At 67.3% G+C, this 19,283-nt stretch carries 18 protein-coding genes and 2 pseudogenes; 9 read left to right on the top strand and 11 right to left on the bottom strand.

The features are described 5' to 3' along the window. Positions 1-47: 47 nt before the first annotated feature. Entirely contained in the window at positions 48-305 is a 258-nt protein-coding gene (locus M7H19_RS18300; protein WP_298183307.1) for a hypothetical protein, read from the bottom strand. Positions 306-384: 79 nt separating this feature from the next. Continuing rightward, positions 385-1,488 (bottom strand): AI-2E family transporter, encoded by a 1,104-nt coding sequence (locus tag M7H19_RS18295; protein ID WP_298183304.1) that lies wholly within the window; start codon positions 1,486-1,488, stop codon positions 385-387. A gap of 182 nt (positions 1,489-1,670) precedes the next feature. Between M7H19_RS18295 and M7H19_RS18290 the strand changes: the two genes are divergently transcribed. Together M7H19_RS18290 and M7H19_RS18285 are read left to right on the top strand one after the other, a co-directional pair. Beyond that, positions 1,671-2,207 carry a DUF1360 domain-containing protein gene (locus M7H19_RS18290; protein WP_298183302.1) on the top strand — a complete coding sequence of 179 codons (537 nt, stop codon included), beginning with the start codon at positions 1,671-1,673 and terminating at the stop codon, positions 2,205-2,207. A 19-nt stretch (positions 2,208-2,226) separates the two neighbouring features. Further along, positions 2,227-2,520: a DUF3040 domain-containing protein gene (locus M7H19_RS18285; RefSeq protein ID WP_298183300.1), complete on the top strand. Its 294-nt coding sequence runs from the start codon at positions 2,227-2,229 to the stop codon at positions 2,518-2,520. A 30-nt stretch (positions 2,521-2,550) separates the two neighbouring features. Here M7H19_RS18285 and M7H19_RS18280 read toward each other — a convergent pair whose 3' ends face one another. After that, complete coding sequence (locus tag M7H19_RS18280; RefSeq protein ID WP_298183298.1) at positions 2,551-3,402, bottom strand: phosphoribosylaminoimidazolesuccinocarboxamide synthase; 852 nt, start codon at positions 3,400-3,402, stop codon at positions 2,551-2,553. Between the two features lie 292 nt (positions 3,403-3,694). Here M7H19_RS18280 and M7H19_RS18275 point away from each other — a divergent pair, with 292 nt between their 5' ends. Further along, complete coding sequence (locus M7H19_RS18275) at positions 3,695-4,513, top strand: SAM-dependent methyltransferase (protein ID WP_298183296.1); 819 nt, start codon at positions 3,695-3,697, stop codon at positions 4,511-4,513. 18 nt (positions 4,514-4,531) lie between these two features. Here M7H19_RS18275 and M7H19_RS18270 read toward each other — a convergent pair whose 3' ends face one another. The 6 genes from M7H19_RS18270 to M7H19_RS18245 form a co-directional block, all read right to left on the bottom strand. Further along, on the bottom strand, positions 4,532-5,440 hold the full coding sequence (locus M7H19_RS18270; RefSeq protein WP_298183293.1) for a UbiA family prenyltransferase: 909 nt from the start codon (positions 5,438-5,440) through the stop codon (positions 4,532-4,534). Further along, entirely contained in the window at positions 5,428-6,678 is a 1,251-nt protein-coding gene (locus M7H19_RS18265) for a cytochrome P450 (protein ID WP_298183291.1), read from the bottom strand. Before M7H19_RS18265 ends, M7H19_RS18270 begins: the two co-directional genes overlap by 13 nt. After that, positions 6,678-8,291 (bottom strand): prenyltransferase/squalene oxidase repeat-containing protein, encoded by a 1,614-nt coding sequence (locus tag M7H19_RS18260; RefSeq protein ID WP_298183289.1) that lies wholly within the window; start codon positions 8,289-8,291, stop codon positions 6,678-6,680. The genes M7H19_RS18265 and M7H19_RS18260 overlap by 1 nt, the downstream gene beginning before the upstream one ends. Positions 8,292-8,471: 180 nt before the next feature. Continuing rightward, positions 8,472-9,830: a cyclopropane-fatty-acyl-phospholipid synthase family protein gene (locus M7H19_RS18255; protein WP_298183287.1), complete on the bottom strand. Its 1,359-nt coding sequence runs from the start codon at positions 9,828-9,830 to the stop codon at positions 8,472-8,474. Between the two features lie 39 nt (positions 9,831-9,869). Further along, on the bottom strand, positions 9,870-11,318 hold the full coding sequence (locus tag M7H19_RS18250) for an FAD-binding oxidoreductase (RefSeq protein WP_298183285.1): 1,449 nt from the start codon (positions 11,316-11,318) through the stop codon (positions 9,870-9,872). 52 nt (positions 11,319-11,370) lie between these two features. Further along, a complete protein-coding gene (locus M7H19_RS18245) occupies positions 11,371-11,727 on the bottom strand; it encodes a MerR family transcriptional regulator (RefSeq protein WP_298183283.1) in 357 nt (118 codons plus the stop codon). A 150-nt stretch (positions 11,728-11,877) separates the two neighbouring features. On the opposite strand from M7H19_RS18245, the gene M7H19_RS18240 reads away from it, so the two are divergent. Both M7H19_RS18240 and M7H19_RS18235 read left to right on the top strand, forming a co-directional pair. After that, on the top strand, positions 11,878-12,303 hold the full coding sequence (locus M7H19_RS18240) for a hypothetical protein (RefSeq protein ID WP_298183282.1): 426 nt from the start codon (positions 11,878-11,880) through the stop codon (positions 12,301-12,303). A 245-nt stretch (positions 12,304-12,548) separates the two neighbouring features. Further along, positions 12,549-12,755 carry a hypothetical protein gene (locus M7H19_RS18235; protein WP_298183279.1) on the top strand — a complete coding sequence of 69 codons (207 nt, stop codon included), beginning with the start codon at positions 12,549-12,551 and terminating at the stop codon, positions 12,753-12,755. Positions 12,756-12,852: 97 nt separating this feature from the next. Here M7H19_RS18235 and M7H19_RS18230 read toward each other — a convergent pair whose 3' ends face one another. Next, entirely contained in the window at positions 12,853-13,077 is a 225-nt protein-coding gene (locus M7H19_RS18230) for a hypothetical protein (protein ID WP_298183276.1), read from the bottom strand. 165 nt (positions 13,078-13,242) lie between these two features. Here M7H19_RS18230 and M7H19_RS18225 point away from each other — a divergent pair, with 165 nt between their 5' ends. The 4 genes and pseudogenes from M7H19_RS18225 (at position 13,243) to M7H19_RS18210 (ending at position 18,624) form a co-directional block, all read left to right on the top strand. Next, positions 13,243-13,479 carry a DUF6480 family protein gene (locus M7H19_RS18225; protein ID WP_298183272.1) on the top strand — a complete coding sequence of 79 codons (237 nt, stop codon included), beginning with the start codon at positions 13,243-13,245 and terminating at the stop codon, positions 13,477-13,479. Positions 13,480-13,511: 32 nt separating this feature from the next. Next, a complete protein-coding gene (locus tag M7H19_RS18220; protein WP_298183270.1) occupies positions 13,512-14,813 on the top strand; it encodes an NAD(P)/FAD-dependent oxidoreductase in 1,302 nt (433 codons plus the stop codon). Between the two features lie 505 nt (positions 14,814-15,318). Continuing rightward, a pseudogene (locus M7H19_RS18215) lies at positions 15,319-16,591 on the top strand (ATP-grasp domain-containing protein). A gap of 12 nt (positions 16,592-16,603) precedes the next feature. Then, positions 16,604-18,624 (top strand): annotated as a pseudogene (locus M7H19_RS18210) (CocE/NonD family hydrolase). Between the two features lie 89 nt (positions 18,625-18,713). Here the strand turns inward: M7H19_RS18210 and M7H19_RS18205 are convergent. Beyond that, positions 18,714-19,178 carry a GreA/GreB family elongation factor gene (locus tag M7H19_RS18205; protein ID WP_298183268.1) on the bottom strand — a complete coding sequence of 155 codons (465 nt, stop codon included), beginning with the start codon at positions 19,176-19,178 and terminating at the stop codon, positions 18,714-18,716. Positions 19,179-19,283 lie beyond the last annotated feature (105 nt).

Here is a 19,283-nt window from a genome sequence, read left to right as displayed (position 1 = left end):
TCGAACCGCCCACGATCGCCTCGTTCAGTTGTACGCTGGCCGGATCCTTAAGCGGGCGGACGCAGTCGGGTCAGTTCGAGTGCGTCACGCTCCATCCGCATCAACTCATTCCGGATCTCCCGGAATTCCTGTAGGGCACGTCCGGCTTCCTCCCGCGTGAGGGAGAAGCCCTGCGCCCCACTGGGAGCGCCTCCACCACCACCGCCACCGGCGGATGCTCCACCTCGTGTGTGGGTTCGAGACGCTAACCCGTTGACCCAGAACGTGACGTCGTCGAGCCAGTTCGTGCTACCGCTGCCAGTCATGCCTTCTCTTCCGGAACACGTGCCGCTAGCGGAGGGTAGCGCACGCTTGTCCCGACGAGAGGCGAATCGGTGGAAGCACTCACTCGGAGGTTTCGGGGCCGGCCTGGGTGTCGGTGTCGGCCTTGGTGCGTTTCTCTTGCTTCGCATGGTGTTCGGCGGCGGCCAGGACGGCTCCGCGTATCGCCGCCAGGAGGGGCACGGCGAACAGGACGCCGGCGATGCCGCCTTCCGCGCCGCCGATGACCAGCGCCACCAGGACCACGGCGGGATGGAGGCTGGTGAAGTTCCCTTGCAGGATGGGGTGCAGCACCTGCCCTTCGAGCTGCTGCACCAACAGCACCACTCCGAGGATGATGAGCGCGGGGACGAACCCGTTGCTCACGAGTGTGATCGCCACGGCGAGGAAGCCCGACACCACCGCGCCGATGTACGGGATGAAGCCGCCGATGAACACCAACGCCGTCAGGGGCACGGCGAGGGGAACGCCCACGACCGCCAGGCCGATGCCGATTCCGATGGCGTCGATGAGTGCTACGAGCGCCGTCACCCGGACGTACACCACTACGCCGTGGTAGGCCCGGCGGCCCACGTCGTCGACGAGTTCGCGGGTGCTCGGCCGCCACGGCAGCAGGAACGCCGACCACAACCGTGGTCCCGCCTGGAGGAACATGATGAACAGCACCAGCGCGATCACCAGGCCCACGAGGAACGACCCGACCGTGCTGAACGCGGTGATCGTCTGGCTGATGAGGGTGCCCTGGTTGCCGCTGATCCAGTTCTGAATCCGGCCGAGCAGTTCGCCGCTGATGGGGAACGGACTCTCGCTCAACCACGAGCGGAGTTGTTCGATGCTTTCCAGCACTCTTCGGCGTAGCTCGTCGTAGGAATCGATGATGGAGAACACCACGAAGGTCACGAGCCCGCCGACGATGACGAATCCGAAGAGGAGTGCCGCGACGACGGCGAGGGGACGTGGCCAGCGGTGCCGGACGAGCCAGCTGACCATGGGCTCCAGGACGGCGGTGAACAGTAACGCCACGGCCAGGGGGATGAGGACGTAGCTCAGGTGTTTGCTGATGTTGCGTAACACCCAGAGCGCCGCAAACAGGATGAGGAACTGCGCCGAGATGATGGCCGCACGGCGGAGCATCCCGGAGGTGAACCGCACGGCCGGCTCGGACATGATCCCTCCAGCGACGCCACTGATTTCCAGGCCCGGATAGCCACTGTTCAGCGGAGCGAAACCAGCTTTGCCGGGTGCGTGACGACGGCCGCGGCGACAACCCACTTTCCGGTGATGTCGGGTATGCCGGGGCATGGCTGCGGTGACTGTTTGTCACTTTCGGAAGGGGGTAGCCCATCGGCATGGGCGCGGTCATGAACGCGGCACGGCAAGTGCGCAGTCGTTACTCGGGTTCCGAGCCCCGCCCGTTGGGTGGGTATCTCGGGGCCATGGCGACGTTCGCCGCTGCCGTGGGCACGATGACGGTCGTCGGGCGGGCGCGGGGAGTGCGGCTGCCCGAACGGCTTGCCGCGAACGACATGGTGCTGCTGTGCGTGGCGACGCACAAGGCCAGCCGTCTGTTGGCGAAGGATTCGGTCACCAGCCCGCTGCGGGCACCGTTCACCGAGTATTCGAAGCCCGCGGGCGAGGCCGAACTCAACGAGTCGGTGCGCGGCCATGGGGCGCGACACGCCGTCGGTGAACTGATCACGTGCCCGTTCTGCCTGTCGGTGTGGGTGGCCACGGCTTTGACGGCCGGCCTTGTCTTTGCGCCGAGGATGACGCGACTGGCGAACACCGTACTCACTGCCGTCGCGGCATCGGACCTGCTGCAACTCGGCTACGACGGGAGCAAACAGCTCCTGCACGCGGCCGGCTCACTAGGAAACGACGATTGAGCTTGTCCGGGAGCATGCCATGCTGAGCCACCACGAACAGCGCGAGCTGGAACGGATCCAGGAACGGTTCGAACGTGATGATCCGCAGCTGGCCAAGGCCCTCGGCCAGGTCGGGCGGCCGTGCGGCTGGGCCCGGTCGCGACTGCTGCGGTACAGCATCGACATCGTGGCCCTTGCGCTCATCGTGCTCGGGGCGGTGACGCTCAACTTCGGCCTGATCTTCTTCGGAGCCGTGCTCCTCGCCGCCGGGGCGTGTCTGCACGTCACTCAGTGGAACGACGAGGCCCCGCCCCGACATCGGCGCCTGGAATAGGGCTGGAACGAAACGGCGTCAGGGCGGGCGTCAGGGCGTAGGGGATTTCCACGTGCGGCCGGTGAGCCGCTCGTAGACGTCGATGTAGCGCTGCCGCGTGGCCTCCACGACGTCGGGTGGCACGGCGGGTCCGGGAGGGGTTTTGTCCCAGCCCGTGGAAACAGCCCAGTCGCGGACGTACTGCTTGTCGAAGGAGTACTGCGGGCGGCCGGGCTCCCACCGGTCGGCGGGCCAGAAGCGGGAGGAGTCGGATGTCAGCGCTTCGTCGCCGAGGGTGAGTTCGCCGTCGGCGTCCCAGCCGAACTCGAGTTTTGTGTCGGCGACGAGGATGCCGCGTTCGGCGGCGTACTCGGCGCCCTCGCGGTAGATGCGCAGGGTCAACTCGCGTAGCCGTTCGGCGGTTTCCCGGCCTTCCTGGGCGACGACGTTGTCGAACGTCATGGGCAGGTCGTGGCCGGTGTCCGCCTTCGTGGTGGGCGTGAAGATCGGTTCGGGGAGCTTGCTGCCGTCCACCAGACCGGGGGGCAGCGGCACGCCGCACACGGTGGACGACCGCTGGTACTCCCGCAGCGCCGAGCCGGTGAGGTAGCCGCGGGCCACACATTCCACCTTGATCATGGTGAGAGGGCGGCAGCGGATGGCTCGACCCGCGAACTCGGCTGGTACGTCGGTGGCTGAGATCAGGTGGTTGGGTACGACATCGCGGAACCGGTCGAACCACCACACGGACAGCTGGGTCAACAACGCGCCCTTGTCGGGAATGGGCGTGGGCAACGGCACGTCGTAGACCGACACGCGATCCGAGGCGACCAGCAGCAGGTCGTCCCCGTCGGAGTACAGGTCGCGGACCTTGCCCGCGTGCAGGTGCTTCACGGGCGTCATCGTAGTTGTCCCACATCGCGGACCCGTCGAGGCCGCCACGGCGGAAAGTGGCTCAGATCACTGAGAGTCATTGTGGACGGACGCGGGGTGACGCGAGGTGACGCGGATGTCCGGTCGGTGGCCCGGTTTTCATCGCCCTGCCAGGGAAGGAGGGCGATGTGGTGATTGTGACACAGCGCGTTCGGCCGATTACGTGAGAAGTTTCCGGCCAGTAGGATCGTCGGTGTTCGTTCGGGGGACACAACGTCGGCGCAGCGACGCCGGTGGACGTCTTGAGGAGGCGTGCTCGAACGTGGCGGTGCCCCACCAAACCCCGGGCTCGGACAGCCCGGACAGCTCCGTCCTGCCCAACATCGCCCGGATCAGGAACTTCTGGCTGAACGGCAGTCGGCACAACGACGACGACCGGGAGATGGCTCAACGCATCGAGTTGTGCGGGCCGCACATCCCGTATCTCGTGCGAGCGCAACGGTCGCTCGTCCGGCGCCAGGTCCGCCACCTCTTCGCTTCCGGCATCACCCAGTTCCTCGACCTCGGTTCGGGGTTGCCCGAATGCGACTACGTGCACCACGTCGTGCAGGCACTCGACCCGGAGTGCCGGGTCGCATACGTGGACTTCGACGCCTCACTCGAGGCCGACAGCAAGGAACTGGTGGCGGACGCCGACAACACGGCGTTCGTGGTGGCGGATTGCCGCGACGTCGACGGTGTACTCGGCCACCCCGAGGTGCGCGCGGTGTTCGATCCCTCGCGGCCCTTCGCGGTGCTGATGACCGAGTTGCTGCTGCACGTGCCGGACGAGGCTGACCCCGCCGGACTCGTGGCGTCGTACGTGGACGCCATGCCGTCGGGCAGCTATCTGGCGATCTCACACTTCGGTGAGGACGACCAGGTGCTGGAGGGTTTCCAAATCTTCGAGGGACTGCGGTTCGGCCGGTTCCCCGCCGTGAACCTGCGGTCCCGGGAACAGGTGGGGAAACTGTTCGACGGCCTCGACCTCGTCGCCCCCGGCGTGGTGCCGGTGCCGCTGTGGCATCCCGAACCCGACGACGAGGTGCTGCGCAACCCGAGCGAGGTGCGCATGTACACGGGCCTGGCGCGGAAGAACTGAAAACCCGGACGGCCACGCTCAGCCCGCCAGCAGCCCCACCCCGACGAGAGCGACGTCGGCCACGAGCACCACGGGCATGACCGTTCTCCGCAGCCGGATGGAGCTCACCGACCGTTTCGCCGGCACCCGCCGCAGCAGGGCCACCACCGTTCCGGTGAACACCACGTGCCCGCCCGCTCCCACCAAAGCCGCCACCGCGCCGCCGTACCACCACAGGCCCCACACCAGCGCGGCCAACCCGGTGCACAGCAGCAGGCACGTCAGCAGGAGCGCGCGCACGGCACCGTGGCGGACGCTCGTCGTGCGTTGACCCGCCGCCGCGTCCGCGTCGCGGTCGGGAACCGACCACCACACCACGCGGCCCGCGGCCAACAGGGTCAGACCCGCCGACGTCAACACGACCTCCGGCGGGAGGTCGGCACGCACGGCCGCGTAGGAAGTGACGAACGGCAGCGCGATGACACCGCACGCGAACACCGCCGCGCCGGGCAGACCACGCGACTTCCACCGCATCGGCTCGACGTTGTAGAGCACGTGGGCCACGACGGTGCCCACGGCCGCCGCGGCCACGAGCCAGTGCCCCGTCCACAGTGAGACGGCGATCGCGAGCGAGCCTCCGAGGACGAATTCGGCCGTGGCCAGCCGTAGACCGCCTCGCCTGCCCAAACGCTGTGCCGCGCCGGTCAACCGTCCACGTTCGGGGTGCCGGGCGTCGCTGTCGAGGTCGGCGACGGTGTTCAGGACCAGCCCCGCCTCCATGAGCACGACGTTCGCGACGATGGCCAACAGGACCGGCCAGGCCGCCAGGTCGGCGGGCGTGGCCACAGCGAAACACGCGCCCCACAACGCCTGGCACACGGTGTTGACCCAGAACGGGAATTCCAACCGATGTACGGCGACGAGCTCCCGGACCGTCAGTCGCGACATGCCGTCACCCGCATGCGCAGCCGTGACGACGGCGCCATCGCGTGGCCCCGAAGCTGCAACGTCCCGGCACGGGGGTTCACACACCGCCACTCGCGGCGTCTCAGTACCGCTGCGGTGATCATGCGTAGTTCCAGCATCGCGAGTTGGCTGCCCAGACACCGTCTGCTGCCGCCACCGAACGGCAGATAGTGCGCGGGCCCGTACTTGCGGCCGAGGAATCGGTGCGGGTCGAACCGCAGCGGGTCGGTGAACACGTCCGCCTGGCGGTGCGCCAGGTAGATGCTGGTGGTCACGGTGGTGCCCGCGGGTAGCGTCCGGCCCAGCAGTCGGGCCTTGGCACGCAGTCTGCGGTTCTCCGCCACGGTCACCGGCGGCGCCAGCCGCAGTGCTTCCGAGATCACGGCGTTCAGCAGTGGCACGGCGGAGGCCGGTGGAGCGTCGTCGCTGGTGGAATCCAGCTCGTCGAGCACGTCCCGACGCAGTGCCTCGTCGCGGTCGAGCCAGTACAGCGTCCACGCCGCCGCCGACGCCGTGGTCTCGTGGCCCGCGAACAACAACGACACGATCTGGTCGCGCAGATCGCCGTCGGTCAGCTCTGCTAGCGGGCCCTCCGCTTGCAGCAACAACGACGACAGTGTCGGTGGGTCCGACCGCCGGTTCTTTCTGGCCCAGGACACCAGCGCCGAGTCCAATCCGGCCTCGGACCGGGGGAGTCCGCCGCGCAGGAATCGGTGGACCAATGTGCGGCGTCGAGAACCGAGCGCGTCGTCGATCCAGGCGGTGAAGTCGTCGAGGATCGGTTCGGTGCGGTGATCGAGCTCGCCCAGCACCAGGCGTGCGATGACGCGCAACGCCAGCCACCGCGTCCAGTCGGCGAGCGCCACGGTCCGCCCCGGCCGTAACGTCTCCACCGCCTCGTGCACGGTGTCGGCGATCAGTCCTTCGTAGGACGACAGGCGGCGGCCACGCAACGGCGGGCCGAGCAGCTTGCGATAGGCGGTGTGGCGGGGACCGTCCACCCACAGCAGCGAGTGCGTGCCGAACAGCGGCCTGAGGCTGCGGCTGCCGGGGTGGTCCAGTTCGGAGTCCGAGCGGAACAACCACTCGATGACCTCCGGGTGCCACACGAGCAGTTTCGGTGGGTCGGACACCAGCTCCACGTGGCGCCGGGGATCGGTGCGATGTGCATCGAGGAACGGCAGCGTGCGCAGCGCCATCCGTAACTCGGTGCGGTTCATCAGGCCCCCGCCGTGGTGTTCGTGGTGGCCGTGGCCTCGGCCAGCAACGGTGCCGTACGCGGATCGGTGTACGCGGCGTACAGGGCGGCGAAGATCTCGGTGCGCACGATACGGGTCGGCGTGTAGATGTCCTTGTCGTGCCACAGCGGCGGGTGCGGAGTCTCGTCCGACGCCCGGTGGGCCAGGGCCGCCGCACCGCGCGCGGCGGCACGCGCGACGAGATCGTTGTCCGGGTCACCCGTGTTCAGCAGTAGTCGCACGGCGTAGGCGGTCTCTTCCCGGGTGCCGAACCAGCGGCCCCACAGCCCACCGTCGCGTTCGGTGGTCAACACCCAGTCCACGGCTCGGGCGACGGCGGGACGGGCTTGCGCTCCGCCATGACGGGCGAGCGCGAGGGCACAGCAGACGGTGGCGTAGTACGGCGACGCGTGCCATTTGTCCGACCAACTGCCGTCCGGTTCCTGGCGGTCGATCAGCCAGCGCACCACGGTGTCGAGGCTGTCGGTGCATCGTTGCCGCTGTGGATCGGTGAGGGACGTCGTGTCGGCGGGCGCGGACAGCAGGGTGCCCAGCGCCCGCACCACGCGAGCGTTCGCGCTCGTCGAGGACGTTCTTTCCTCCGGGTAGCAGAAGAAGTGGTCGCCCCGGTCGAACTGCCACAGGGGGTCGGGGGAGCGGGGGCTGCCCAGCAGCGCCAACGCGTGCAGCGCGGCGGCGGTGTCGTCGACGTCGGGAGGTAGGCCGAGGCCGCCGCCGGCCCCGTCGTCGCCCAAAGCGTCGTGCAGGCTCTGGGTGAGCTCGTCCAGCACTGACTGCGGCGCGGTCAGCGGGATTCCCGTATCGATCAGTGTGGACAGTATCCACGCCCGTTCGAACAGCGACAACGGCGCGGCCAGAGGGACACCGCCGTCGTCACGCCGTACCGACAGCAGGTATTCCACCCCGGGGTGCTCGCCCACGCGCACGGCGTCGTCGCCGAGCCAGGCGGCCGTGGCGGCGGGGGAGCAGCCGATGATCCGGCCGTCGACGGGTTCCACGAAAGCGGCGCCGCGGACGGGTTCGCCGAAGAGCTCCAGTGAGTGCAGCAGTTTCTCGGGCAGAGCGTGGCCTTGGGCCACGGCGTCGCGGATGGCGTCGAGGAGATCGGCCCGCGTGCCCTCGGGCACGGGCAGAGGTGTCCGGCCGAATCGGACCAGGTGCGCGTTGATGTCGGCCACCAGGGCGGGAACCATGATCTCGACGGCCACGGTGTCCGGCAGTGTCGTGATCTCGCGCAGGCGTCGGGACAGCGCTTCGACACCACGGTCGGCGGCGGAGGCCACGGTGGGGGAGGACGTGGGCCGGTTCCTCTCGGCGAGCAGCGCTTCGGTGGCACTCAGCGTGGAGACCAGGTCGTAGTCCCCGGGGCCTCCCCATCGACCGTCCGCCCGTTGCGCACGCAGCAGGTGGTGCACGCGGTCCTCGTGCCCCGGCAACGACGGGACCAGGGTGACGAGACGTCCGGTTTCGTAGACGCTCGACTCGAACTGGCCGTGCGGATCGGCGGCCATCTCGGTCAACAGGTTGCGTACCGTCTCGCCCGTACGGTCCAACCAGGACACACGCGGCGTCATGTGCAGCACTCCTCGGTGGCCACGGCGGCTCGATTGTCATGATCAAGTAGTCGATCGAGCACCGAAAGTAGCACCGAACGGCACCGGGCGGAATGATCTTGGTCCGTTCGGAGCAGCAGACGCCAAGGAGGGGAAGTGGTGACCGGGGAAGTTCCCGGGCGGGAACGGAAGCGGCCGAGGCTACACGCCCCAGTCCGGGCGCAACGGCATCCACGCCTCACCGGTCGCCGCGGTCTTCACGCCCAGGACCTGGTGCAACTCGATCTTGCGGCGTTCGAACGCCAAGCGGGAAGCGGCCATGTACAGCGCCCAGACCCGGGCGCGGCGAGCCCCGGCCTCACCGACGGCCTCGGGCCAGTGCGCCTCCAGATTCGCGCACCACGCCGCCAGCGTGCGTGCGTAGTGCTCGCGCAGGTTCTCCGAATGGCGCACCTCGAAGCCGTTGTCCTGCATAGCGGCGACGATGGTGCCCACGGCCTCCAGCTCGCCGTCGGGGAAGACGTAGCGGTCGATGAACGGGCCCGGCCGGTTCTTCTCCCGAGTGGTCGAACGAGTGATGCAGTGGTTGAGCAGTCTGCCGCCATCCCGCAGCCGGGCCGACAGGAACCGGAAGTAGCCCGGCAGGTTACGAGCGCCGACATGCTCGGTGAGACCGATGGAGGACACCGCGTCGAAGCCGGTCTCGGTGACGTTGCGGTAATCGCCGTGCCGTATCTCGGCGCGGTCGGACAGGCCCCGCCGCCGCAGGTTCTCCCGAGCCCACTCGGCCTGTTCCCGCGACAACGTCACACCCACGGCGTGGACGCCGTAGTGCTCGACAGCGTGCGCCACCATGCCACCCCAGCCGCAGCCGACGTCGAGCAGCCGCATTCCCGGCCGAAGGCTCAGCTTGCGGCACACGAGGTCGAACTTGTGGTGCTGCGCCTGTTCGAGATCGGCCTGTTCGAGATCGGCCTCCGCGGTGGGATAACACGCGCACGTGTACGCCATCGACGGTCCCAACACCAGCTCGTAGAACCGATTGGACACGTCGTAGTGCCGCGCGATCGCCACGCTGTCACGGTTTCTGGAGTGCCGTAGTCCGAGCAGGCTCCGACGCAGCCTGCTCGGCGCTTCCTCGGGAGGCACCGGCAGCCGCCTCAGATGCCGCGGGCCGAGCTCACGCAGGACCGCCAGCCGCTCGGCGGTGCTCAACCGCTCCACCACGGCCACCAGAGCCCGTATCACGTCGTACACACCGCCCACGACGTCGAGGTTGCCGGTGACGTAGGCGCGAGCGAGGCCGAGCTCACCCGGCGCCGAGAGCAGGTAACCGAGTGCTTCGGGGGAACGGATCTCGATGCGCAGCGGCGCGGACGGATTGCCCGCCACGCTGCCGTCGTAGGCGGTGATCGCCACGGGGCCTTCGGAGTCGAGGAAACGGATGAGCGGGGTGCAGACACCGGCCACCGACGACGATTCCGCCGTGCCGTGCCGGCCGTTGCCCGTCTCTGGCGGGGCGGACGGTGTCTGCACGGTGTCGGATGTCGAGCTGCTCATCTGACCCATTCCCTTCCGAAAAAGCGTTCGTGGCGGGCGCTACTCGGCTTCGACGCACTTGCTGTAGAGATCCAGCAGCCTGCCCCGCGGGTCGTAACGGTGCTTGAGACGCTCGTACGCCGCACCGTTGTACAGCCGCCAGAAGGTCCGTTCGTCGTAGAAGGCCTCCGAGTACAGCGATTTACGCCCGCCGAGCTCGGTCACCTTCTTCTCGACCAGCCGGTTGTGCGTGTCGCGCCCCCCGCCGGGCGACACGGGTAGTGTTCCCCAGAAACCGAAGTTCACATACAACGTTTTCGGGTCCAATTCGTACAGCGGCCACTGCCGGTCGAGGTGCCGCTGCCGTACCGGACAGATCCACACCGGACTGAGTGGGACCTCGCGGTGCAGGAAGTCCAGGAATTCGGGCGCGGCATCGACGGGGACCTCCACGTCCTGGATCACCGCTTCGCGCTGCGGCCTGCCCAACAAGCGGTTCACACGGTTGGACACGCCGTGTCTGCGGTCGAACGCGACGACCTTCCAGTACTTGTCCGAGCGCAGTCGTTTCGGTCCGAGCAGTAACCGGACCGGCCGGTGCTGGACCCCGAGCGCGCGGGAGCACCAGAACCAGTCGGTGTCCCAGCGCCACAGGTAGTCCCTGGTGTGCAGGTAGTCGATGTCCCGTTCCCGGATGGAGGTGTAGTAGATGTCCAGCCATGTGTAGTCACTCGTGGCGGGTGCTTCGCCGGTGAACTCGCCCGACGTCAGATACAGCTCGTCGGGGCCGAAGACGGTCCCGTCGATGAAGTCCACGCCTCCCTCGGCTCCCTCGGCGCAGAGCTGCGCCAGTTCGGCGAAATAGGCGTGGGGATCACTGTGTCGAATATGCCGCAGTCGCACATAGGGCCGCACGGGCTCCAATTCGATGCGCAGTCGTAACGCGTAGCCGAGCGTGCCGTAGGAATTGGGGAAACCGAAGAACAGATCCGCGTGTTCGTTGTTCGGTTGTGCGAGCACCACCTCGCCGTCGCCGGTGAGGATGTCCATCTCCAGCACCGACTCGTGGGGCATGCCGTTGCGAAACGACGACGACTCGATACCGAGCCCGGTCACGGCCCCGCCCACGGTGATCGTCTTCAACTGCGGAACCACCAGCGGCATCAGGCCGTGGGGCAGGGTCGCGTCGACGAGCTGTTCATAGGTGACCATGCCCTCCACGTCGGCGGTGCGGGCCACCGGGTCGACGTCGAGCACGTGCATCAACGACGAGACGTCCAGGCCCGGCGAGGTCGCGCGGGCTCTGGGCCGGAACAGGTTGGAGGTCCGCTTGGCCAGTCGGATGGGCGTATCGGGCGGCTGAGCGTCCAATTGCGCACGCAGCTCCGCCACGCGAGCCGCGTGGGTGCTCGGCGCGGTTTCCGACGCGGGGGCCGAGGGATCGCCCGGCCGGGGGCGCGGTGTGGCGCCCGACATGGGATTCGACGCTGACCGGTTGTCCAGCACCATGACTTCGATGGTCGCCCTCGGCGGAGGGCGATGCCAGGCGAGCGGGCGGCATTCACTCCGTGCTGTCGCCGGTTGGTCCTTCCGGGTGGTCGTCCCGGTCCGCGTTCTCCTCCAGGCGTTCCTTGAGCCGGGCGATCTCGGCCTTCGCCTCGGCCAGCTCGGTCTCCAGGTGAAGGATGCGCTGCGCCGAGGCCAGCGTGTGTCCTTCGTCGAACAACTCCCGCAACCGGCTCGCGAGACTGAGTTGGTGGCGGGAGTAACGGCGATGGCCGCCACTCGACCGCTGCGGGGTGACGACGCCCGCGTTGTCGAGGCTGCGCAGGAACGGCTGTTCCACGCCGAGTAGCTCGGCGGCCTGCCCGGTGCTGAAGGCAGGATAGTGCTCGTCATCGAGCTTCCGCAGGTTCATCGCGGCATGCTCCCAGCAACGTAGTCCGACACCATTCCTATAGTTTAACTAGCGTGTCCGGTTGACCCAATCTCTACTGGGCGATATACATTTTACGCAGATCGGCAGCTAGGTAACCGAAAACGCTTAGTAGAAGTGGGTGACACTGTCGTGACTGTTCTGGACAACCGCGTGCCCGAGGCACCCCTTTCCTCCGACTCGGCGACATTCTCGGAAGTCGTGGAAAGGGCTGAGGAAGGGTTCCGGCGCGCATGCACGGCTCTCGCCCGGCACGGCGGTGACGTGCACGCCCTGCGCGCGGCTGTCCGAAGCGCCGCACGACTGACCAAGACACTCGCGATCACCGTGGACAACATCGCCGGCCACGCTCCCAGGTCGGTGAAGCAGCCGGAGATGGCCGCGGACCTCGTCGCCGACCTCAAGGCCCTGCGCAACTGTCTCGCCACGGGCGCCGCCGTGATCGACCCCGCGCTCGACGACCTGCATCACCTCTCCGGTCGGCACGGCGCCGACGCCGAGTTCGCCCGGCGCTACCACGAGTGGGCCGCCGCCACGGAACCGGTACGCCGACCGTGACCTCTCGACCACCCGTCGACGTGGGCCTGTGAGTCCTGGGAGTCCTGTCCTGGGAGTCCTGTGTAGTCACACCGGTACGCGCCCGCATATCGCCGCGCACCGAAACGTGTGAGCCGTGGGCCGCCGCCTTGACCCGGAACTGGATCGATTTTCACCGTTTCGTGGCGGCGGCTCGATGTGTTTTTCGTCTCCTCCGCCGGGTATACCAGCAAGATCATCCACTTGCCGCGCGAGAGGAGCGAGCGATGCGCGACATCGATCTCGACCCCGTCCAGTCCGTGACCGTCGAGTCGGGCGACATCATCCCCGCAGGGACAGCCGGGTCAGCGGGGGGAACCGGGCCAGTAGGGGTAGCAGGGTCAGCAGGGACACAGGACCACACCCGACCCGCAGCCGCCGCGTCGTTCGACGACGACGACCTGGAGCCCACGATCGTGCGCGGTCGCGAATAGGGCTTTCACACACCGCCGCCGCACAGCCCACCTCGAACGGGCGTGTGCGGCGGCTTCGCTGGTCTCTTCCGCGAGAATCCTCGGCGCCCTTGCGGCGTCAGCGCTCCTCCGACGTCTCCGCCGACCCCGATGCTTCCGGTGTCTCCGACGTCTCGTTGAGCGGTTCATCGAACGGCGGGGCCGTGTAATCGTCATCCGCAGGCGGCTCTGGGTCGCGCCACTCCTGGGCCCGAGTCGGACGATTGCTCTTCATCATGCCCTGCAACTCGGCCTTCAGCGCGTCGTCCTCGCGGGGGCTGTGTGCGTCACTTTCCCGGTGCATGTGCGGCCCTCCTTACCGTCGTGCCGTCGTGCGGACGTACCCCTGAACCACTCGGGTGAAACACCGGGTTGACGATCGCCCGGCTGGGTACCCGGGAGCTATCCGAAGGACGATTCCCTCGGTCTCGTTGACAGCCGCGTCGAAAACCGGGGACAGGAGGCGATCATGAGCCCGCAGGGTCCCGACCCCGATCCGCGGACCACGCCGGGACTGGAACCAGGTGGTGGAGTGAGCCCCGGTGACACACCCCCGGACTCGGCGCAGACATCCGCCACCACGCACCGGGAACCCCGGCAGACACGGAAGATGTCCGTGGCCTGGATGGTGGCCATCATCGCGACCGTAGTGATCGTCAGCGGCTTCTTCCTCACCTATCTGATCGTTTACCTCGTCAACTCCTAGCGCGGGGCTGAAACGGTCGTTTGGAGGTCCGTGTGCCGAAACGCATTCTCATCGCCGGGGGCGGCTATGTCGGCCTCTACACCGCGCTGCGGCTGCAAAAGAACATGCGGCCCGGCGAAGTCGAGGTGACAGTGGTGAACCCCGAGAACTTCATGGTGTACCGACCGCTGTTACCGGAAGTGGCTTCCGGAACACTCGAACCGAGGCACGCGGTGGTGCCGCTGCGGGCGGTGCTGCGTAAGGCCCGATTCGTCTCGGGTGCCCTCACCGAGCTCGATACCGCACGGCAGGTGACGACCGTCCAACCTCCCGCGGGACCCCCGCTGGAATTCGAGTACGACGAACTCGTACTCGGCATGGGCGCGACGTCGAAACTGTTGCCCATCCCCGGATTGGCCGAGAACGGTATCGGGTTCAACTCCCTCGCCGAGGCCGCGTACCTGCGTGATCATGTTCTGGGTCAGTTGGAGATCGCCGACGCCACCACCGACCCTGAACTACGCCGATGCGCGCTGACGTTCGTGTTCGTCGGCGGCGGCTACACCGGTGTGGAAGCGATCGCCGAACTCCAGGACATGGCCGTCGACGTGCTCGAGGGCTATCCCGAACTCGACGCCTCCGAGATGCGGTGGATCCTCATCGAGGCGATGGACCGCATCCTCGGCACCGTCAGTGACGACCTCGCCGATCTCGCCACTACCGAACTCGCCGCACGCGGTATCGACATCCGCACCGGAACGTTGTTGGAGTCGGCCGAGAACGGCGTGTTGCAGCTGTCCGACGGCACGAAACTGGCCTCCGACACCCTCGTCTGGGTGGCGGGAACCCGGCCGCAGAGCATCCTCGGCGAATTCGGCCTTCCCGTGGACGAACGGGGCAGGCTCGTCGTCGACGACACGTTGCGCGTCAACGGGTACTCCAACATCTGGTCGGCGGGGGACTGCGCGGCCGTACCCGACCTGGAGAACGGCGGCACCTGCCCGCCCTCAGCGCAGTACGCGGTACGGCAGGCACGCCGGCTCGGGGACAACCTGCTGTCGACGGTGCGCGGGGAGTCCGTGAAGCCGTTCCGCCACAAAAACCGCGGCGAGTTCGTCACGCTCGGCAAGAACAAGGCCGTGGCCGAGGTGCTGGGCCGCAAGGTGAACGGTTCGTTGGCATGGACGTTGCGGCGGGCCTACTACGCCACACAGATTCCGATGTGGAACCGCACGGTGCGGGTGCTCGGTGACTGGCTCATCGGTATGCCGTTCGGCCACGACGTGGTGAACTTCGGTTCGCGCGAGGAACCCCGAAGCGCCTTCAGAAAGGCCGCGACCGCCGGCAAACGCTGACCCCGTGTCCGCACTTGGCGTCGTCGTGTCCGCAGGTTGCGTAGCTGTGTCCACAGTTCCCGTACGGGGCAGGCCGAGCGCGGCGACACATGCGGAGGCGGCCATACGCGCGAAAGTGTCGTGGCTTGGGTTCGTGGCATGAAGACGGCGATCGGACATTCTCAGCGTATCGAGTGGAAGGTCGGGTGGAAGGCACAGTCCGCGTCGCCACCGGGTACGGCCCCGTGCCAGACGAGACTCAGCCCTGGTTCGGACGAGCCGGTGTCGCCGCGACCGGTGCTGCCCACCTGGCCATGAGCACGCGCGAGGCAACGGGCACACCACCGCCTACGTGAAGGCGTCGGCGGCACCGTCGGAGCTTGACGGCCCGTAGGACGGGTCGGGCCACGGCTGCGCAGGCTGCGGACACGGCTGCGCAGGCTGCGGACACGACGACGCAGGCTGCGGACACGAGTCACTGGAGGCGAGCGTTTACTCGACACAGCGTCAGGAAACCCCCGTTGGTGTGAAGAATATTTTCGTGCTCGCTTTGGACGACGAAAACGTCCGCACGTTGTGTTCCGTCCCCGGATCCGACGACTACCGGTTCCATCAACTGCTCACTGTCGACGAGGCCCAGTTCGGCCAGGTCGATTTCGGTGAGCTGTTCGACACCGCGGTGTCCCAACTGGATGACTTTGATGGATCGATCGACGCGATCGTGTCCTACTGGGACTTTCCGTTCTCCACACTGCGTGCATTGTTGTGTGAGCGCTACGGCCTTCCCGGGCCTTCGCTGGAGTCCGTGGTGAAATGCGAACACAAGTACTGGGTCACGGCTGGAGCAGCAGGAGTCGATCGACGAATACCCGAATTTCGGCATCGTCGACCTGGTCGAGGGCACGCCATCCCCGCCCGAGGGGCTCCGATATCCGATGTGGTTGAAGCCGGTGAAGTCGTACTCGTCGGAGTTGGCGTTCCTGGCGCGGGACGAAAACGAGTTCGACGACGCCGTGCGCCGTATCCGCGAGGGCATCGGGCGTATCGGCGAGGCGTTCGACGCCGTTCTCGACCGCCTCGACCTGCCGGATCGGATCAGTGAGGTGGGCGGACAGGCGTGTCTGGCGGAGGAGGCACTGTCCGGCATGCAGTGCGCCACCGAGGGATACGTCTACAACGGCGACGTCGTGGTGTACGGCGTGCTCGACTCGATCGACTACCCGGAGAGGTCGTCGTTTCTCCGGCACCAGTACCCGTCGCAGCTACCGGAGGAGGTGCAGCGGAAGCTACGGGACGTCTCGCGCCGCGTGATCAGCCGGGTGGGGCTGGACAACTCGACGTTCTCCATCGAGTTCTTCTACGATCCTTCCTCCGACGACATCGCCCTGTTGGAGATCAACCCACGGCATTCGCAGTCCCACGCCGAGATGTTCGAGTCCGTCGACGGATTTCCCAACCACCATGCGATGGCGCAGTTGGGACTCGGTCGCGATCCCGAGCTTCCCTCCGGCGAGGGGCCGTACGGCATCGCGGCGAAGTGCTACTACCGCCGGTTCTCCGATGCGTTGGTGTCTTCGGCGCCGAGTGCCGAGGACATCGAAAGCCTGCAGAACCGGATCGACGGCATCGAGGTCGACGTGGTGGCGCAGGCGGGGCAACGTCTGTCCGAGCTGCCGAGCCAGGACAGCTACAGCTACGAGCTCGCCCATGTCTTCGTCGCGGCCCAGGGCGAGCAGGAGCTGGTGGACAAATACGAGCGTTGTGTCGAGGGCCTGCCCTTCGAGTTCGACGCCACCTAGGAGGGGAACGGAGTGCTCCACGAGATCGATTCGCTGCCCTACGAGGTCACCGTGGACGAGCATGTCTGGATCACCGTGTCGGACGGTACTCGGTTGGCCGCGAAGATCTGGCGCCCGGTGGATTCCGACCGGGAGCCCGTGCCCGGCCTGCTGGAGTACATCCCGTACCGAAAACGGGATCTCACGGCGATCCGGGATTCGATCCACCACCCGTATCTGGCCGGGCACGGTTACGCGTGTGTGCGGGTGGACATTCGCGGTACCGGGGAGTCGGAGGGTGTGCTCACCGACGAGTATCTGGAGCAGGAGCAGCGGGACGCCGAGGACGTGCTCGCCTGGTTAGCGGAGCAGCCGTGGTGCACGGGTGATCTCGGCATGTTCGGCATCTCGTGGGGCGGGTTCGCCGCGTTGCAGGTGGCCGCCCGTAATCCGCCGAATCTGCGGGCCATCGCCATCTCGTCGTTCACCGACGATCGGTACTCCGACGACTTCCACTACATGGGCGGCTGCATGTTGTCGGACAATCTCGCGGAGTCCGGCACGATGTTCGCCTACAGCACTCTGCCGCCGGATCCCGCGTTGGTGGGTGAGCGGTGGCGCGACATGTGGCGCGAACGTGTTGAAGCGAGTGGGCCGTGGGTGGACACGTGGTTACGGCATCAGCGTCGCGATCGTTACTGGGCGCACGCGTCGGTCAATGAGAACTACGCCGGTGTGCAGTGCCCCGTGTTGGCCACGAGCGGGTGGGCCGACGGGTATTCGAACGCGGTGGTGCGGTTGCTGGGCAACCTGGACGTGCCGCGCAAAGGCCTGATCGGCCCGTGGTCCCACAAGTATCCGCATCTCGGTGAGCCCGGCCCTGCCATCGGCTACCTGCAGGAGTTGGTGCGTTGGTGGGATCACTGGCTCAAGGGGGCGGACAACGGTGTCCTCGACGGGCCCATGCTGATCACGTGGATGCAGGACAGCGTGCCACCGTCGACGTCCTACCACCAGCGGCCCGGCCGTTGGGTGGGCGAGCCGAGCTGGCCCTCACCGCACGTGCGGGACGCCGAGCTTCCCTTGGCCCGCCACCGTATCGCCGGGCGGGATGAGGACGTCGTGGCCGAGGAGCTGATCGTGCAGTCCCCGTTGTCGGTGGGGCAGTTCGCGGGCAAGTGGGCGTCGTACAACGCGCCGCCCGACCTGCCGTACGATCAGCGCGAGGAGGACGGCGGTTCGCTGGTGTTCGAGACGGAACCGTTGCCGCATGACGTCGAGGTCCTGGGGCACCCACGGTGACGTTGGATGTCGCCGCCGACAGGCCGGTGGCTATGGTGGCGGTGCGGTTGTCGGATGTCCTGCCGGATGGCAGGGCCACACGCGTGACGTACGGGATGTTCAATCTCACCCACCGTGATGGGCACGGGGATCCGCAACCTCTGACACCCGGGGAACGGTATCGGGTGAGTGCGGACTGCAATGCCATGGCGCAGCGTTTTCCCGCAGGGCACCGAATCCGGTTGTCGGTGTCGTCGTCGTACTGGCCGTTGGCGTGGCCGCCGCCCGAGCCGGTGCGGTTGTCCGTGCGGACGGCGTCGAGCGCGTTGACGTTGCCGATCCGCGACGTCCAGGCCGAGGAACCGGTGCCCGACTTCGGGGAGCCCGAAGGGGCTGTGCCGCTGGAGACGAGGCGGGTGCGTCCGGCCAGGTATAGCTGGACCGTTTCCCGTGATCTGGTGGACTACGAGTCGGCGTTGGACATCCTGAAGGACTCCGGAACCCTCTTCTTCGAGGACCACGAACTCGAGGTCACCAGGTCCGCGCACGAGCGGTACGGCTGGGTGGCCGACGACTTCGAGACCGTGAGCGGCGTGACGGAGTGGACCATGGGATTCGCCAGGGGCGACTGGGAGGCCACCACGGTGACGCGTCAGGAACTGACGTGCACGCGGACGGAATTCCGACTGCACGCCAGACTCGACGCCTACGAGGGCACCAAGCGGATCATGTCCCGGAACTGGGAGAGCGTCGTCCCGCGCGACTGTGTCTGAGCCTGTCTGAGTCTGTCCGGCGCCTGTCTGAGACTTGTCTGAGTCTGATGTCTGACGAGTCCGGTGTGGAGGGTAAGTGCGCAGGCCGCTCACTCGGGCTGGGTGAGTCGCACGATCTCCACCGTGGTTTCGCCCCTGGGCGTGCGGTAGGTGACCGTGTCCCCTTCCTCGTGGCCCACCAGGGCTTGCCCGAGCGGACTGTCGGCCGTCAACGTCGAGGTGTCGTCCTCATCGGCCTCGGCGGCGACACCGACCACCATCATGTCCTCGGTGCTGCCGTCGTCGAAGCGGAGCGTGACCTTGGTGCCGGAGGGCAGACCGGTTTCGGACTCGGCCGAGGTCTGTCCGTGCAAAAGGTCGGTGACCTCGCTGATCCGGCGGTCCAACCGCGAGACCACCTCGGCGCGTTCGACCAGGTCGGCCTGGTCGGCGCTGTCGCCGAGCGGGTCCTCACCGAGCCGGGGCAGCAATTCGGAACGCTGTTTCCGAAGCTGTTCGAGTTCGCGTTCCAACCGTGCGCGGGTGGCCGGGCTCAGTCCTGGGGTCGACGTCATTGCCCCATTGTCGGCCTATCGAGCCCGGCCCGCCATGCGCCGCGCTGGTGATCCGGCTACAGGTTCAGATCCCGTAACCGGCCTTACGCAACGCCTCGGCCATGG

It is taken from the genome of Saccharomonospora sp., from assembly GCF_027317685.1.
Taxonomy (GTDB): domain Bacteria; phylum Actinomycetota; class Actinomycetes; order Mycobacteriales; family Pseudonocardiaceae; genus Saccharomonospora.
The sequence above is the reverse complement of the archived record's forward strand: the minus strand, read 5'-3'. Positions and strand labels throughout refer to the sequence as shown.